Source organism: Vibrio sp. HA2012 (assembly GCF_002812955.1).
In the GTDB taxonomy this organism is placed as follows: Bacteria; Pseudomonadota; Gammaproteobacteria; order Enterobacterales; family Vibrionaceae; genus Vibrio.
In genome coordinates, this window is sequence record NZ_PFXK01000002.1 from 254,952 (window position 1) to 271,932 (window position 16,981).

The 16,981-nt window shown below is 44.8% G+C and carries 15 protein-coding genes; 4 read left to right on the top strand and 11 right to left on the bottom strand.

Translation table 11 applies throughout. The annotated features are described in order from the left end of the window. Positions 1-265: 265 nt before the first annotated feature. Positions 266-1,411: an efflux RND transporter periplasmic adaptor subunit gene (locus CSW98_RS05005; RefSeq protein ID WP_100799362.1), complete on the top strand. Its 1,146-nt coding sequence runs from the start codon at positions 266-268 to the stop codon at positions 1,409-1,411. Positions 1,412-1,413: 2 nt separating this feature from the next. Next, complete coding sequence (locus CSW98_RS05010) at positions 1,414-4,440, top strand: efflux RND transporter permease subunit (RefSeq protein ID WP_100799363.1); 3,027 nt, start codon at positions 1,414-1,416, stop codon at positions 4,438-4,440. 3 nt (positions 4,441-4,443) lie between these two features. Here CSW98_RS05010 and msrQ read toward each other — a convergent pair whose 3' ends face one another. The 6 genes from msrQ to ytfQ all read right to left on the bottom strand — a co-directional run bounded on the left by msrQ (position 4,444) and on the right by ytfQ (position 10,787). Beyond that, a complete protein-coding gene (msrQ, locus tag CSW98_RS05015) occupies positions 4,444-5,043 on the bottom strand; it encodes a protein-methionine-sulfoxide reductase heme-binding subunit MsrQ (RefSeq protein WP_100799364.1) in 600 nt (199 codons plus the stop codon). Continuing rightward, a complete protein-coding gene (gene msrP, locus CSW98_RS05020; RefSeq protein WP_100799365.1) occupies positions 5,043-6,056 on the bottom strand; it encodes a protein-methionine-sulfoxide reductase catalytic subunit MsrP in 1,014 nt (337 codons plus the stop codon). Before msrP ends, msrQ begins: the two co-directional genes overlap by 1 nt. Before the next feature lie 158 nt (positions 6,057-6,214). Beyond that, the gene (gene yjfF, locus CSW98_RS05025; RefSeq protein WP_100799366.1) at positions 6,215-7,222 is read right to left on the bottom strand and encodes a galactofuranose ABC transporter, permease protein YjfF; all 1,008 of its coding nucleotides are present in this window, start codon (positions 7,220-7,222) and stop codon (positions 6,215-6,217) included. Next, positions 7,209-8,234 (bottom strand): galactofuranose ABC transporter, ATP-binding protein YtfT, encoded by a 1,026-nt coding sequence (gene ytfT, locus CSW98_RS05030; protein ID WP_100799367.1) that lies wholly within the window; start codon positions 8,232-8,234, stop codon positions 7,209-7,211. The genes yjfF and ytfT overlap by 14 nt, the downstream gene beginning before the upstream one ends. Further along, entirely contained in the window at positions 8,231-9,751 is a 1,521-nt protein-coding gene (locus CSW98_RS05035) for a sugar ABC transporter ATP-binding protein (RefSeq protein ID WP_100799368.1), read from the bottom strand. The genes ytfT and CSW98_RS05035 overlap by 4 nt, the downstream gene beginning before the upstream one ends. Positions 9,752-9,827: 76 nt before the next feature. Next, positions 9,828-10,787 (bottom strand): galactofuranose ABC transporter, galactofuranose-binding protein YtfQ, encoded by a 960-nt coding sequence (ytfQ, locus tag CSW98_RS05040; protein ID WP_100799369.1) that lies wholly within the window; start codon positions 10,785-10,787, stop codon positions 9,828-9,830. Positions 10,788-11,252: 465 nt separating this feature from the next. On the opposite strand from ytfQ, the gene ohrR reads away from it, so the two are divergent. Together ohrR and CSW98_RS05050 are read left to right on the top strand one after the other, a co-directional pair. Continuing rightward, a complete protein-coding gene (ohrR, locus tag CSW98_RS05045; protein WP_100799370.1) occupies positions 11,253-11,687 on the top strand; it encodes a transcriptional regulator OhrR in 435 nt (144 codons plus the stop codon). 228 nt (positions 11,688-11,915) lie between these two features. After that, positions 11,916-12,158 carry a hypothetical protein gene (locus CSW98_RS05050; RefSeq protein WP_100799371.1) on the top strand — a complete coding sequence of 81 codons (243 nt, stop codon included), beginning with the start codon at positions 11,916-11,918 and terminating at the stop codon, positions 12,156-12,158. 34 nt (positions 12,159-12,192) lie between these two features. Here the strand turns inward: CSW98_RS05050 and CSW98_RS05055 are convergent, their stop codons facing one another. The 5 genes from CSW98_RS05055 to CSW98_RS05075 form a co-directional block, all read right to left on the bottom strand. Continuing rightward, positions 12,193-12,372: a hypothetical protein gene (locus tag CSW98_RS05055; protein ID WP_100799372.1), complete on the bottom strand. Its 180-nt coding sequence runs from the start codon at positions 12,370-12,372 to the stop codon at positions 12,193-12,195. Between the two features lie 105 nt (positions 12,373-12,477). Next, positions 12,478-13,107, bottom strand: a complete 630-nt coding sequence (locus tag CSW98_RS05060) for a bifunctional 4-hydroxy-2-oxoglutarate aldolase/2-dehydro-3-deoxy-phosphogluconate aldolase (RefSeq protein WP_100799373.1) — start codon at positions 13,105-13,107, stop codon at positions 12,478-12,480. 9 nt (positions 13,108-13,116) lie between these two features. Further along, entirely contained in the window at positions 13,117-14,076 is a 960-nt protein-coding gene (locus CSW98_RS05065; protein WP_100799374.1) for a sugar kinase, read from the bottom strand. Between the two features lies 1 nt (position 14,077). Further along, the gene (gene uxaC, locus CSW98_RS05070; protein ID WP_100799375.1) at positions 14,078-15,493 is read right to left on the bottom strand and encodes a glucuronate isomerase; all 1,416 of its coding nucleotides are present in this window, start codon (positions 15,491-15,493) and stop codon (positions 14,078-14,080) included. A 12-nt stretch (positions 15,494-15,505) separates the two neighbouring features. Beyond that, positions 15,506-16,972, bottom strand: coding sequence for a fructuronate reductase (locus CSW98_RS05075; RefSeq protein WP_100799376.1), 1,467 nt, complete (start codon positions 16,970-16,972; stop codon positions 15,506-15,508). Positions 16,973-16,981: the final 9 nt, after the last annotated feature.

A 16,981-nucleotide genomic window follows, 5' to 3' on the forward strand; every position in this document is an offset into this window, starting at 1 on the left:
TTGTTAATAAAATAAGTTTTACACATCATTTATCAATGAGACTTACAGAAAACTTACGGAAAAATTATTTTCGGATATTTATCTGTTTGCCTGGATTGTCGTCATTTTCATCATTTTGATGGTGACCTGAATTATTACATCTGTAAGACTTTTGTAAGCCACCTTAATCCATACTGGCAAATATCAATTTAGCTTGGTTGCTATAGCTACTTATCAGTTATGGCATGTTTAATCGTATATTAATGAAAATAAGCAGGTGAACAGGATGAAGTGTTGGATACGAGGTTTTGTGGTCTGTTTAGTGAGTTTGAGTGTGATATGTACATTATTGCTCGCTATTTCTGGTAAGGCTGAGACCCTGGAAAAACATAAAACGTTACCCCCTGCGATTATCAGTGTTCAGGCAATCGTTCCCGACAATCAACTGATGAACCAGAAATTATCCATGTTCGGTAGTATTGTGCCGTGGAAAGAATTGGTGGTTAGTTCGCAGACTGAAGGATTGCGGCTTATCAGTCTGACTGTGGATGTTGGAGATTCTGTACATAAAGGACAATTGCTTGCTTCATTTGATTCTTCTCTTATCGTAACAGAACTTGCACGGGCAGAAGCTGATGTTGCGTACTATCAGGCGTTACTTGAAGAAGCAAAGATAAATAAAGACAGGGCAGCGAAATTATCGGCAAAGAATGCTGTATCGGAACAAAGTTATCTACGTTATTCCACAGAGGTTCAAACATTCAAAGCGCAATTAGATTCAGCTCAGGCTATTGCTTTACAACAGCATATCCGTCTTGATCAGACTCGTATCTATGCGTCGGATGACGGTATTGTTGCAGCAAAAGAAGCTGTTGTGGGAGAAGTGACAGATGCAGGTCATTTACTGTATCGCATCATCAAAGATAACAGGTTGCAGTGGCATGCACGGGTACTGGCTCAAGAATTGAAAGACATTAAACCTGGTCAGGAGGCTATCTTATGGGTTAGGGATGGTGAGATGATTACTGGGAAAGTATCACGAATTTCCCCTCAGGTTTCAGTGAGTTCCCAATATGGGATCGTGTACATAGATATTGCAGAGCCAGCCGTTCTGGCCGGAATGTTTGCCAGCGGTTATATCCGTATATATCAGAAACCAGCACTTTCGCTTCCTACTTCTGCTTTGATCTTACGTGATGGATATAGTTATGTTGCTCAGATTCTTGATTCAGGCAAGATAAAATTGCTTAAGGTTGAAACAGGGATTCAGGATGGAAATTATATTGAGATTCTTTCTGGTGTCAGCTCGAATAATCGGGTCGTACTAACCGGAGGCAGTTTCCTTAGCGATGGTGACTACGTGAATATTGTATCTGTGTCATCAGAAAAGAATGTACAGCTACAGATGTCTACTGACGGAGTTGAGCTATAAGTATGAATATTTCAGCCTGGTCTATTCGGAATCCAATACCTGTTGTTCTTTTATTCGCAATCTTAAGCGTTGCGGGTCTCTTGGCTTTTAATCAGATGAAAGTACAAGATCTGCCGGATATTGAATTACCTGAAATAATTATTGCCACTACTCTGGAAGGGGCATCCCCAGAACAACTTGAAACTGATATTACAAAACATATAGAAGGTGCTCTGTCTTCCGTTCAGGGAGTCCGGCATATTTTTAGTTCTTTAAATAAAGGTGAAGTATCTATCGCAGTTGAATTTTATCTGGAAAGAGATCTGCAAGAAGCTCTGAATGATGTTAAAGATGCTATCTTAACAATTCGCCCCAAACTGCCTGCAAATATTAGTGAGCCAATCATTCGTAAAAAAATTCAGGCAGATGATCCTATTTTACGTTATGCCGTTTTATCTCCAACACTGAGTGATAATGAAATATCATGGTACATAGATGATGTTGTGGCTAAAAAAATATTAGGAGGAAAGGGTGTTGGCTCATTCAAGCGTATTGGTGGTACGGACAGGGAAATCCGAATTACGCTGAGACCGGCTGCACTCATAGCCTTGAAAACGACAGCAGGCGAAATTTCACGTGCAATTGCTTCACTTATCAGTGATACCTCGGGAGGGCAAATACAGATAAATGGCATACAACAATCAATAAAAACAGGTGCATCTATAACTGATATCCGGGGTGTAGAAAACTTATCTATTCCGCTCTCTGACGGTCAGCATGTTCGTCTTTCAGATATTGCAGAAATACAGGATACTTTTTCTAATCCAAGCAGCTCGGCTTACTTAGACGGAAAAGAGGTTGTCGTATTTGAAGTTTCCAGAGCTGTAGGGTTTGGTGAGATTGATGTTGCACAGGTGGTTAGACGTGCAATAGCGGATTTGGATGGTCAATATCCACATATTTCCATTGTTGAAGTTATGGATCATGTCTCGCCTGTTGAGGAAAGTTTTGTCAGCTCAGTAGAACTTTTTTATGAGGGCGCGTTTCTCGCTGTTGTGGTTATTTTTCTTTTTCTACGTAATTGGCGCTCCACTGTCCTTGCAACTATCGCTTTACCCCTTTCTGTGATACCTACGTTCATCTGTATGCAGTACATGGGTTTTACCTTGAATATGGTGACACTACTATCGTTATCGTTGGTGATTGGTGTTCTTGTTGATGACTCGATTGTGGAAATTGAAAATATTGAACGTCATCTGGCAATGGGAAAAAGTCCTCGGAAAGCTGCAGAGGATGCTGCAAATGAAATTGGGCTTGCTGTCGTCGCTACAACCTTTTCTCTGATTGCTGTTTTTTTACCAACGGCTTTTATGCAGGGTATTGTTGGGCGATTCTTCGTTCAATTTGGCTGGACATGTGCGATTGCTGTCTTTTTTTCCTTATTGGTTGCTCGTTTTCTTACACCAATGATTGCGGCATATCTCTTGCGGCCTGTTAGCATGATCTATCCAGTTTCTTCCCGATGGCTTGAACAGTATATTGTGGTTGTTGCATGGTGCCTTAATCACAGAAGGATCACGCTATCTGTTGCAACAATTCTTCCTGTCTTTGGATTATGGATTGCCACTAACCTGCCTATGACCTTTATCCCGCCAGAAGATAATGACTTCACGACAGTAACAATTTTTTTGCCTGAAGGAAGTGAACTTGGTGACACTGCTGTAGTTGTTACTCAGGCACAACGAATATTGAGAGAGAATAAATATGTTTTGAAAATTATGTCTATTATAGGAAATGACAGTGGCGAAAGTCAGAATATTGCCAGACTAACAGTGGATATTCCCCCCCGAAATGCTCGCCTGGGTATAGATAAAAAAGCAATTGAGCAGGAGATTCGTGATGAGCTCAGTATTTTATCCGGAGTAAAAGTTAAAGTTGGTAGTGATAGTGACAGAGAGAACTATACTTTGGTTCTGGCAAGTAATAATGTTCGTTTATTGCAAGAATACGCAATTCGTGTTGAAAAAGAATTGCGTTTGATATCTGGTGTGGGAACTGTCACCTCTGATTTAGTAGATAATGGGCAGGAATTACATATCGTTCCGGATGTTACGGCTATAGCTGAATACGGTATTTCGATGACCGAAGTATCAGATACTTTGCGGATCACAACGGTTGGAGATTATCTGAAAAATTTAGCTAATCTGAATATGAGAGGTCGTCAGATCCCGGTTGTTGTTCGCTTGTCAGATCATGACCGAAGTGATCTGGATATATTGCGTCATTTACCAGTAGCAGGAAAAAATGGCTCAATAGCATTAGGAAATATTGTCGATACCCGTTTGCAAAGTAGTACAGCTGCAATTAATCGTTTTGACCAGATGCGCAATATTACATTTAATATCGAAATGAAAAGTCTGACTCTTGGAGAACTGGAATCCCGGTTGGATCAGCTTCCCATTTTACAGTCTATGCCGCAGGATATTATATTGGCCTCGCTGGGAGATGCAGAGATGATGATGGAGTTGAGCCATAATTTTACTCTTGTATTAGCTATAGGGTTGCTTTGTATTTATTCGGTACTCGTTTTGTTGTTTAGAGGATTTGCTCAGCCAGTGATTATTCTATTTTCATTGGTACTGTCGATACCCGGTGCATTTTTTTTACTATATGTTACTCATACGGCTGTTTCTCTTCCGGCAATGATTGGGCTGGTTATGTTAATGGGTATAGCAACAAAAAATGCGATTCTTATGGTGGATTATATTAATCTTGCCAAGCAAGGAAGCCCTATTGCGACACAGCAGATGATCATCGAAGGTTGTCGTAAACGAGTCCGCCCTATCGTAATGACCTCGATTGCGATGGGGGCTGGTATGTTACCACTTGCTCTTGGTTTAAATGGTGATCCAAGCTTCCGTTCCCCTATGGGAATTGTTGTGATTGGCGGGTTGATGAGTTCTACTTTTTTGAGTTTGTTTGTTATTCCTGTTGTATTCAGCTATGTGGATAGTATCGGGAAAACAAAAATAGTATCACTAATGCAATAAAACTTATCCCATAAGCCAGCGGCGTATTTTCTTGTAGCGCAGAGCCAGTAATATAAGAGCTATTCCCAGATATATTCCTGGCTCTGTAATACCTGATTTGACCGACCAATAGTAATGTATGGTGCCTGCAATGATGGCAATATAAATCCAGTTATGCAGGCGTTGCCACTGTTTTCCCATATAGGTTTGCACCTTCCGGGGGGAGGTGATAGCCAGAAGGAGCAATATACTCAGGGCGAACATACCCAGTACCAGATAAGGTCGCAGAGCAATTTCTGTTACAATTAGTCTGAATTCCCAGGCCAGTTCCAGCCACATAAATGTTACCCAGTGCATTAACGCCCAGAAGAAACTGTATAAACCCAGCAGGCGACGAAACTTATATAAAAAACCCAGTCCGAATGACTGTGCCAGTGGTGTGATCAACAAGGTCAGAAAGAGCAGGTGTAAAATACTTTTGCCGGTGAAATGCAGAATGGCTTTTACAGGGTCACTGCCGAGGTGGCCGTTAACAGCAGCAAAATATAGCCAGAGCAGGGCAAACAGATTGATAGCATGGATCAGCACTTTGCTGACCACTGTCTGGGTATGAGTAAGGTGCATCAGTAATTCCTTGTCAGATCTATATCAGAGTACAGAGAAGATACCTCATCGGCGTAACCGTTAAACATCAGTGTCTCCTTTCTGCGGGAGGAAAACAGGGATCCAGCTCCGATAAATCGTTCGGATGCCTGACTCCATCTGGGATGATCAACCTTAGGGTTTACATTAGCGTAGAAGCCGTATTCATGAGGCGCAAGTAGATTCCATGTGTTAGGAGGGCGGTGTTCTGTTAGTGTTATTTTTACAATAGATTTGATGCTCTTGAAACCGTACTTCCATGGAATGACCAGGCGCAACGGAGCTCCGTTCTGTGGTGCCAGTGTTTTCCCGTATAGTCCGACAGCGATGATGGTGAGTGGATGCATGGCTTCCGGTATTGTTAATGCTTCAATATAAGGATAATCGATACCGCCGCCAAGGTAGCGATCTTTTTGCCCTGGCATTTGTTCCGGGTCAAACAGTGTCTGCAGAGCGACATACCGGGCATTGCCTGTTGGTTTTGCCATATTAATAAGTTTATTAAGCGGGAAGCCCAGCCAGGGAATATTCATTGACCAGGCTTCGACACAGCGGAACCGGTAGATGCGTTCTTCAATATCCATTTGTTTGAGTAGATCTGCAAAATCGAGTGTGAATGGGCGGTGTACTTCTCCCTCAAGACGAATTTGCCAGGGTTCGGTACTCAAGTTTCCGGAATTTTCGGCTGGTTGGTGCTTGGCTGTACCGAATTCGTAGTAGTTGTTGTAACTCAGTACCTTACTTTCCGGTGTGAGTTCAAGTGACGGGGAAGAATAAGGTGATAACACAGGATTTAAAAGGGTTCGTTGGTCAGACGATACTGTTTCTTTGGAGCTGAATACATCGAAAAGTCCTGCAGTGGACGGAACCGAAAATGGGAGGGTAGTTGTCAACAATCCAAGCTGTTTAATCACTTTTCTTCTTTGATGATAAACATTGTCAGCAGTTGTCTGGTTTTCGGTCAGTTGCCAGTTCTTGCGTATCCGGATTAACATAACGCCTCCTTTCTCCTGGCTTTAAGATGTTAGACCAGCGTTCAGGGTAGTTTGCTGCAATAAAAATAACGGATTCTTTTAAGATATTGTTATTTGAATAAAAAAGGTACTGCCGAAGCAGTACCAAGGGCCGACTACTCGCTTTGCCATCTTTGTGATTAGGTACCTGGAGCCTGACTGAGTCCCAGTTTTTGTCCGGTGCTGATAACTTTGTTTTTCTCCGTGAATATCACCAGCAGACGTTGTAAGGAAATAAAGCTGAACAGCAGGATCCCAATGATAATTTTGGTCCACCATGAGCTGAGTGAACCATCAAAAGTGATGTAGGTTTGTATCAGTCCCTGAATCAGCACGCCAACCAGTGATCCGAATACGGTTCCGACTCCTCCGGTAAGCAGGGTTCCGCCGATAACGACCGCCGCAATAGCATCCAGTTCGACACCGACAGCGGCCAGAGGGTAACCGGCTGATGTGTAGATGGAAAACACAATACCAGCGGTTGTGGCCAACAGGGTCGATAGCATATAGATGCTGACAGTGGTAAAACTGACCGATACTCCCATTAGCTTGGCTGAAGTTTCATTACCGCCGATAGCATAAACGTTATTACCGAAGCGGGTTTTATGAGCCAGTATCATGCCGACGGCAACCACCAGCAGCATAATGCCAGCAATCAGGCTTAGTCTGCCGCCCCCCGGAATATGCCAGTTTGCCCGAGACAGGGTTTTAAATAATGGGGCGCTGATGGGAATCGATTGTTCTGAGATCAGAAAACTGACTCCGCGCAGAAAGAACATCCCTGCCAGAGTAACGATAAATGCTGGGATCTTCAGTTTGTCGACAATCCATCCCATCAAACCGCCAAATGCAGTTCCCAGCATCAGTACGATAACGATAGCGATGCCCGGAGGAATATGATAATCGCCAATCATTTTGGCAAGAAACACACCGGTAAAGGCAATAACGGAGCCTACCGACAGATCAATGCCACCGGAAAGAATGACAAAGGTCATTCCTACTGCAACAATGCCAAGAAAAGCGTTATCCGTCAGAATGTTACAGATGACCCTGGTCGTAGCGAATGCCGGAAACTCAACCAGACAGATAAGATATCCGATAATAAAGACCATAATGGTAATAACCAGAGGCAGGTTACGCTTTATCATGATTGGCTGCTCCTTTTATCAGTTTCATCACGGCTGGGGATTGCATGATGAGCACCACCAGAACCACAATAGCTTTCACTATCTGGTTCCATTGGGGTTGGTATCCGGATAGCAGGATACCGGTATTAACGCCCTGAATGATGAGTGCGGCAATGATAGAAAGGAGAATATTAAATCGTCCTCCCATCAGAGATGTGCCGCCGATAACGACAGCAAGGATGGCATCCAGCTCCAGCCACAGTCCGGCATTGTTTGCGTCTGCTCCCCGTATGTCTGCTGCAACGATAATTCCTGCAACCGCAGCGGTAATACCACTGATCGTATAAGTAAGAGTCACAATAGCCTGAGTATTAACACCTGCGTTTCTTGCTGCTCTTATGTTAATTCCGACAGACTCAATAAACAGGCCGATGGCCGTTTTCTTGGTCAGAGCCCAGATAATCAATGCGACAAAAGCTGTAATCATCACAGGAGTCGGCAGGTAAAACAGGGAGCCGCTTCCTATCCAGGCTAATGCGTTATTGTTGAAGGTGACAATTTGTCCTTCGGTGATCAATTGAGCAATACCCCGTCCGGCGACCATAAGGATCAGTGTTGCTACGATTGGCTGAATTTTTAGCAGGGAAACGAGAATACCATTCCATAAGCCACAGACGGCTCCAGCCAGAATTGAGGCCAGAATAACCAGAGGGATGGCATAGCCCTGACTGGCAAGGCTGGCAAAAATAGCACCACTGATAGCCATGACTGCGCCAACAGACAGGTCGATACCCCCGGTAGCAATAACCAGCGTCATACCGATAGCAAGCAGAGCAACTGGAGAGCAGCGGTTTAAGATATCAATGACACTGCCGAACAGACGACCATCCTGAATATGGATGGAGAAAAAGTTATCAGCGACCAGTGTGTTGATCAGTAACACGCAGATCAGTGCGGCTAACTGCGGGGTTCCGGCCGGACGATGAAATTTCCATCCGGATAGCAGCCGGGTAATTGGGGGGGCGGTATTCATGATTCTCCTCCCGAAGCAATTGCTTTCATAATGGTTGGAACAGACAGCGATTCCGCTGCAATTTCAGTCAGTTGTTTTCTATCTCGGATGACAATTACCCGGTCTGCATAGCCGACCAGTTCTTCCAGTTCGGAAGAGATAACCAGCAGAGCCAACCCTTGCTGACATAAATCCTCGATCAAACGGATGATTTCTGCGTGAGCTCCAACATCAATTCCCCGGGTTGGTTCATCCAGGATCAGAAATTCCGGGTTTGTTAACAGCCACCTTGCCAGTAATACTTTTTGCTGATTGCCTCCGGAAAGGAGTCCGACTGGCTGCTCCATATCCGGTGTTTTAATATTGAGCCGAGTAATGTATTTTTCAGCCGCTTCGATCTGTTCTTTTTGACTAATGGGTCTGAACCAGCCTCTCTGAGCCTGCAAAGCCAGAATAATATTATCTCTGACAGAGGCCGATGCGATAATGCCGTCTGTTTTACGGTCTTCCGGGCAGAAGCCAATACCAAGCGCAGAGGCCTGACGGGGGGAACGGATATTAACAATATTACCTCTGATATAACATTCACCGGAATCACTTGGCTCTGTGCCGAAAATAACCTGAGCGGTTTCTGTACGGCCTGAACCGAGCAGTCCGGCAAGCCCAACAATTTCACCTTTATGAATATTCAGATTAAATGGCTTAATTGTGCCTTTTTTCCCATAGTTCCGGAATTGTGCAATCGGTTCTCCGGCCACCGTTTCAGAAGCCTTTGTCCGTTCCAGAGCATCGTCTTCCAGCTCCCGGCCTAACATCATTTTTATCAGTTCTATACGAGGCAGATCGGAAGTTTTTTCAGTTCCAACCAATTCTCCGTTACGCAATACCGTAATACGGTCAGACACTTCATACACCTGATCCAAAAAGTGAGTAATGAAAATCAGGCTGACACCGGTTTTACTTAGATCCCGCATAATCTGATACAGCATCTGAACCTCATTACTGTCAAGGCTTGCTGTAGGCTCGTCCAGAATAAGAATTTTTGCAGAAAGTGAAATCGCTCTGGCGATAGCAATCACCTGCTGAATAGCAACAGAAAAATGATTCAGAGGTAAAGTGATATCGATATCAAGTCCGTAGCGGCTAACCAGTTTTCTCGCGTCTTTTGCCATAGTTTTGCGATCCACAAACCCAAAACGCAGTGGTTCATTGCCCAGAAAGAGGTTATCCATGACCGGCATATTCGGCAACAGGTTGACTTCCTGGTATACCGTTCCGATCCCCAACTGTTGTGCTTCAAGTGTACTTTGCGGGTTAATGGGTTTTCCATCCAGATAGATATCGCCATGATCCCGCTGATAGACACCAGTAAGGGTTTTTATCAGTGTTGATTTCCCAGCTCCATTTTCACCGAGCAATGCCATAATTTCTCCACGACGAAGAGAAAAATCGACATGGCTTAATGCTCTGACTCCCGGAAACTCTTTGCTTATTTTTCTGGCGTCTAAAATGATGCTGTCTTCATTATTTACAGGCATAGAAACTCCGTTTATGTCTCTTCAGTGCTACCTGAAGAGACATTATTAATGATGTACAACGAATTGAAGTTGGTATTTAATAGCCCATGTCTTTTTTAAGACTTAACTGTTTCTCTGCATCTTTAGGCTCATATAAATTAGATATAGTCTGGATATGTTTTGGCGGAGTTGTACCATTTGCCAGATATTTTTCCAGTGCATCAAATGCCGGACCTGCCATATTTGGAGTTAATTCAACTGTGGCATTGGCCTCACCTTTCATCATCGCCTTAAAGATATCCGGAACACTATCAATTGATACAATGAGAATATCTTTTCCTGGCTGTAATCCGGCCTCTTTTATTGCCTGAATAGCCCCCAGTGCCATATCGTCATTGTGAGCATATAAGGCACAGATATTTTTTCCGTTGTTTTCTGCTTTAATAAAGCTTTCCATCACCTCTTTACCCTTACTACGGGTAAATTCACCAGACTGAGTACGGATAATCTTAATGTTGCCGGCTTTGGCAATGGCTTCATGGAAGCCCTGTTTACGATCAATTGCCACGCTGGCTCCGACAGTTCCCTGTAGTTCGACAACGTTACATTGTTTTCCAGCTAATTTATCTATTAACCAGTCACCGGCGACATTACCTTCATGGACACTGTCTGCTGCTACGGCGGTCATATAAAGGGATTCATCATCAACGGTAATGCCCCGATCTAGCAGAAATACAGGAATATCATAGTCTTTCGCTTCTTCCAGAACCGGTTCCCAGCCAGTCTGAACCACGGGAGCGATAAAGATGGCATCCACACCCTGTGCAATGAATGAGCGTACTGCTTTTATCTGATTTTCCTGTTTCTGCTGAGCATCTGATATTTTTAGTTCAATCCCCCGGCGTTCAGCCTCTGTTTTTGACACACTGGTTTCAGCTGCTCGCCAGCCAGATTCGGAACCTATCTGAGAGAAGCCGACGGTCAGAGATTTTGCAAAAACATTACCTGATATTAATACCGATATTAAGGGTAAAGCTAATGTTAATTTAGTCTTCATATATTAGTCCTTAGGTTTCACGTCAAGTATTATTAATTGTTGTTATTTCGATAAAAAGCAGAGTCAGTATAATTGTGAATTGGTCGGAATGTCAGACTGTAATCACAGTTGTTTTTTGATAGCAGAAATATCCATGCATACAGCAAAATATAGAATGAATGTGATTTTATTTTAATTGTGAAAAAATAAGTTTCTTCACCGATTAGTGATGAATATATATCATTATCTATATGTTGGCAGAGTAAGAATAATGAAAATCAGATATGGTATTTAATTAGTTTAAATATATCATTGCTCTATATAGAGTAATTGCTCAACAAGAATAAGGTATAGAAACTTCAGAACAGGAGAGAAGACGGTACACTGGTGTGATCCTGTCGGTGTTAAAATTATGCAGTCAATATTGGATTTTTATGGCTCGGACAAGTATATTGCACACAATCTTTTTTGGATGAGTGGCACGGGATGAAAGAAAAAGACACTATTGTCGGTATTGAGGACCAGGTTTGCTTTGCACTTTACAGTGCCAGCAATGCGATTATCCGGGCTTATCGCCCTTTACTTGAAGAGCTGGATCTTACTTATTTGCAATATATGGCGATGATTGTTTTATGGCAACATGCACCCTTGAATGTTAAAGAGATTGGGCATCAACTGAGTCTGGATTCCGGAACATTGACACCATTGCTTAAGCGTCTGGAGCTAAAGGGACTGATTATTCGTCGTCGGAGCCTGAGTGATGAAAGAGTCCGGGAGATTACTCTGACAGAAACCGGAACAAAGTTGAGAGATAAAGCTTTATCCATTCCAGAACAGATGTTATGTAAAGTAAAATTATCGCTGCAGGATATTCTGGAACTTAAACATCTTTGCCATGAAGTAACTAAAAACCTCTCCTGACGAAGGGTTTATATGGCAATCAATCAATGGATTATATAATCGTTAACTCTATGCTGAAGTGATCTCATTGAAGAAGTATTGCGGTGTTACTTTGGTATAGAAGCAGATTGTGGATGGAAGATAGGGAGTTTATGCACTAGACTTCATCTTAAAGAATCAATAATGCAGTATCATCAGGTAAACCGCTGGCGTCAGAATATGTGAATATGTAAGGATGGTTAGGTTGGTATGGCTATGAAAAAAACTCAACTTTTTGATGAACAGGTTATGCAGCAGATAGATCAGTTTAAAGAAATATTTAACACTGCTGCTGTTGAATATGATCAGATAGCCGAAAGCTATCTGCTTGGTGAAACGAATAGGCAGTCTCGCAAAGCGGCTTTCAAAAATACACAAAAAGCCTTTTCCCGGTTAATGAAACTTCATGATAAATACTTATCAGGACAGGCATATAATTCAAGCCAGCTATAAAGCTGGCTTGCCATTAGTCAGTTCTGTTCTGAAATTATCTTTCAGGATATTCTTTGCGTATTTTACGCTGATCTTCTTCGTCGTTCATCCAGTGTTCGTTTGGATCGAATCGGGCATCGCACAGATCAATAGTAAATCCCATATCAGCGACTTCTTTCAGAGTCAGGTTATCGGCTAGTTTAGTCACATCACCAGCTTTGTTGTGTAGTTCCATAAAACACTCCCTGCAGTGGTTGCTTCTGGCTTCATCACTAGTATAGTTGCACGATATTTATTTCGCCTTGAAAACTAAAAAATAAGATATTTCAGCGCAGATTAATCACTCATTAACCAGTGCAACAACTTCTCTGGTCAGACGGCCAATTTCTTCCCAGTTACCTTCGGCAACCAGTTTTTTATCCACCATCCAGGTTCCGCCACAAGCGATTACTCGTGGAATCGACAAATAATCTTTTATGTTGTTTGCCGTGACTCCTCCGGTTGGCATCAGTTGAAGATCGGTATAAGGGGCAAGCAGTGATTTCACCATGTTTATACCGCCTGATGCTTCTGCCGGAAAAAACTTCAAGGTGGTGAGTCCCATTTCCAGAGCGGCTTCAACAGCACTTGGATTGTTTATTCCAGGGACGATGTCAATATTCAGTTCCTGACACGCTTTTACGGTATTGGGGTTAAAACCCGGTGACACGATGAATGATGCACCGGCTTCTTTGGCGGCGATAACCTGTTCACGGTTAAGTACCGTTCCGGCACCAATCAGCATCTCTGGCTGATGTTGTTTCAGCAGACGAATGGCTTCAGCCGCTGCATCAGAGCGAAAGGTTATCTCTGCTGCGGGTAGACCATTTTCAGCCAGTGCTTTTCCCAGAGGGATAATATCTTCGGCATTATCAACGGCGATAACCGGGATCACTTTCAGTGCTGTTAGCTGCTGTGTAATTGTTGGCATGTCCTTTCCTTAATGTTCTAAAATGGGATGAGTCAGTTCTTTGGGGATAATCGCTCCCCGGTGCTGAATAACGATACCGGCCAATGTGTTACCTCGCTGGCATGCTTCTGCCATTGGTTTCCCGGCCAGATAGGCGGAAAGAAACCCGCCATTAAATGAATCACCGGCAGAAGTGGTATCCACCACATGTTCAACAGGGATGGTCGGAACGGTGTCAATGGTCGGATAACCGGCAGACCCGATAAGGCAGCCATCGGCTCCCAGTTTTACGACAATCTTACTGACACCAAGCTGAGAGAGGCGGGCAATGGTCGCTTCCGGAGTGGCATCCCCCCAGAGCAACTGTTCATCATCAAACGTAACCAGCGCCAGATCGGTTAACGGGTACATGGCCTGATAACTGTCTTTCACTGTTTGCTGATTATCGTCGCTGGGCCATAAAGCCGGGCGGTAGTTGCTGTCGAACGCAATTTCAACGCCGTTTTGTTTCAGCTCTTTGAGCAGCATCAACATTTCAGCCCGATCGTTGTCAGGCAGAATAGCCAGACTGATCCCACTGAGCATCACCATGTCCACTTGTGTTAAGCTCTGCTTCCGTTGCTCAAAATCCGGATGCTGCATCAGATAACGGGCTGCCGACTGGTTACGCCAGTAAAGAAAGGTACGTTCACCCTGTTCATCCAACTGGATCAGATACAGCCCGGGAGAGCGCTGGGGATCGCGCAGCACCCGACTCGTATCGATGCCTTCGTCCTGCCAGCGGGTCAGCATACCCTGACTGATGGGGTCTTGCCCCAGCGCGGTGACATACGATACCTGAATAGAGGCTTCCGACGGGTGAGCCTGATTGCTTCGGGCCAGATAGATAGCAGCATTCAGCGTATCCCCGCCAAAAGTCTGATGCATAGAGCCAAACGGTTTCCCGTTCAGCTCTATCATGCATTCACCAATAATGGCGATCTGCTTCATATCAGGATCTCCCGCCTTCGAAATAACGTTTTGCGTTGCCAAAGCAGATATTTTCGATCATAGGGCCAAGCAGAGACAGATCGTTCGGGACTTCACCCTGTTCAGCCCAGGTACCAACCATATCGCACAGAATGCGCCGGAAATATTCATGACGGGTGTAAGAAAGGAAGCTGCGTGAATCGGTCAGCATACCCACAAACTGGCTAAGAAGACCCAATTGAGAGAGCTGGGTCATCTGGCGGATCATGCCATCCTTCTGATCGTTAAACCACCAGCCTGAGCCGAACTGTACCTTGCCCGGAATACCGCCGGACTGAAAGTTACCTATCATGGTAGCCAGCACTTCGTTATCGGTTGGGTTCAGGCAGTACAGGATGGTTTTAGGCAGGTTATCGGTTTTATCCATCTCATCCAGCAGTCTTGCCAGAGGGAAGGCGATACTGCTGTCGCCGATAGAGTCAAAACCGCTGTCAGGACCCAGCAGGTTAAACATACGGGTAGAATTGTTACGCTGAGCCCCTAAATGCATCTGCATAACCCAGCCACGCCGGGTGTACTGTTTGGCCAGCCATACCTGAACGGCCGTAAAGTACTGGCCTATCTGTTGTTCGGTCAGCGTCTTTCCTGACAGCCGGTCGGTCAGGATAGTGTCCAGTGTTTTTTCATCCGGAATTGCTTCAAAGCGCAGGTTTTCAATACCGTGGTCGGCAGCCACACAGCCGTGGGCATCAAAATGATCCAGACGTTTTTCTAGCGCAGAAAGCAGTTGACCGAAGGTTCTGATATCAATATCGGTGACTTCAGATAACTGAGACAGATAATCACAGAATCCGTCCAGCTCGATTTTGAAGGCTTTATCCGGACGCCAGCTTGGTCTGACGGCGATAGAAAAAGAGTCATCCTGAGCCAGTGCTGCGTGGTGCTTCAGACTATCAACCGGGTCATCCGTGGTGCCAACCATTTTCACTTTCATTTGCTGCATAATGCCGCGTGCCGAAAACTCCGGACTGGCCAGTTTTTCATTACACTCATTCCAGATAGATTCGGCTGTCTCCGGGCTGAACAGTTTGCCTGTCACACCGAACGGACGACGCAGTTCCAGATGGGTCCAGTGATAGAGCGGGTTACCCAGTGTCATGGGGACGGTTTTCGCCCAGGCCAGATATTTTTCATAGTCGCTGGCATCGCCAGTGATCAGATGCTCGTCAATGCCGGCGGAGCGCATGCCCCGCCATTTATAGTGGTCACCTTCCAGCCAGATCTGACCAAGATTAGCGAACTGACGATCCCCGGCGATTTCCGCCGGATTAAGATGACAATGATAGTCATAGATTGGTTGATCGGCTGCATGTTCATGATACAGGCGTTTCGCTGTTTCATTACTCAGAAGAAAATCTTCGCACATAAATTCTTTCATCATTTTCTCCTTTTACAGTGCCGCGACGGTGGCTCGGGCACCATGGTCAACCAATGACTGGTAAGCTTTTGATACGGCATGAATAACCTGAGGGTTCTGGCCGAGTTCCGGTGAAAAAATGGCTTCTACCGCAAGCAATGCAGGGACGACAGAAACGTTCAGACCATGCTGCTCACAAATCGCTTTCAATTGCTCAGCCATAGGATCTCTCACATCAATGGCATTGCCTTGCTCATCGACAGCTGAAACATAACGCATCCAACCTGCGATACCGGTAGCAATCCAGGAGAAATCAGATCCGTTTTCCAGGTGGTATTTCAGACTGCCTCCCAGACGTTGTGGGATCTTTTGACTGCCATCCATCGCAATCTGCCAGGTTCTGTGTTTCAGGCTAGGGTTAGTGAAGCGTTCGATAAGCATCCGGGCATAGGCTTCTAAGTCGGTACCTTCTGGCATCACAAGTGATGGAGCCTGAGCCTTCATCATCATATCGAATGCAGCCTGGCGGTAACCCTGGTCGGTCATGGTATCGGAGATATGATCATAACCGCCCAGATAGCCAAGGTAAGCCAGAAAGGAGTGGCTGCCGTTAAGCATACGCAGTTTCATCTCTTCATAAGGCACCACGTCAGCAACGAATTCTGCGCCAGCGACATCCCACTCTGGGCGGCCGGCAACGAAGTTGTCTTCAATGACCCACTGACGGAAAGGTTCACAGGCGATACCACATGGGTCTGCGATACCCAGCAGTTCCGTAATATCGTTAAGGGTCTCTTCGGTCGCTGCCGGAACAATGCGGTCAACCATAGTGCAGGGGAAAGTGACATTGGCTTCAATCCATTCAGCTAAATCCTTATCCGCTGACCGGGAAAATTCCAGAATGGCCGCTTTTGCTACATGGCCGTTTTCCTGCACATTGTCACAGGACAATACGGTAAAGGCAGGGAGATCCCGTTCGCGACGCAGTTTCAGTGCCTGAACGATATAGCCAAGAGCCGATTTAGGTGCGCTCAGGTTTTCCAGATCGTGTACCACAAGCGGGTTGTTTTTATCCAGTTTACCGGTAGCAGGATCGGTGCAGTAACCTTTTTCTGTGATGGTCATAGAAACGATAGCGACCTGAGGTTCCGCCATTTTTTCTAACACGGCGTCAATGCCGTCAAATGTCGGGTGCATCGATTCTGTCACAGAACCAATAATTTTCACTTCAGTGGATCCCGCGCCTTTTTCTGCGACTGAATACAGATGATCCTGTTTGCGTAATTGTTCGATCAGTGCTTCACCACCAATCAGGTTAACTTCGCAGATACCCCAGTCAGTATTGGTTTTTCCCAGCATTTCATTCGTGAAAAGAGCCTGATGAGCACGATGAAATGCACCGAATCCCAGATGAACGATACGGCTTTTCAGTACACTCCGGTCATAGACCGGAAGCGTGATCCCATTGCTGAGTGGGCTGTTAGAAATATTGTTATTCATGTTATTTAC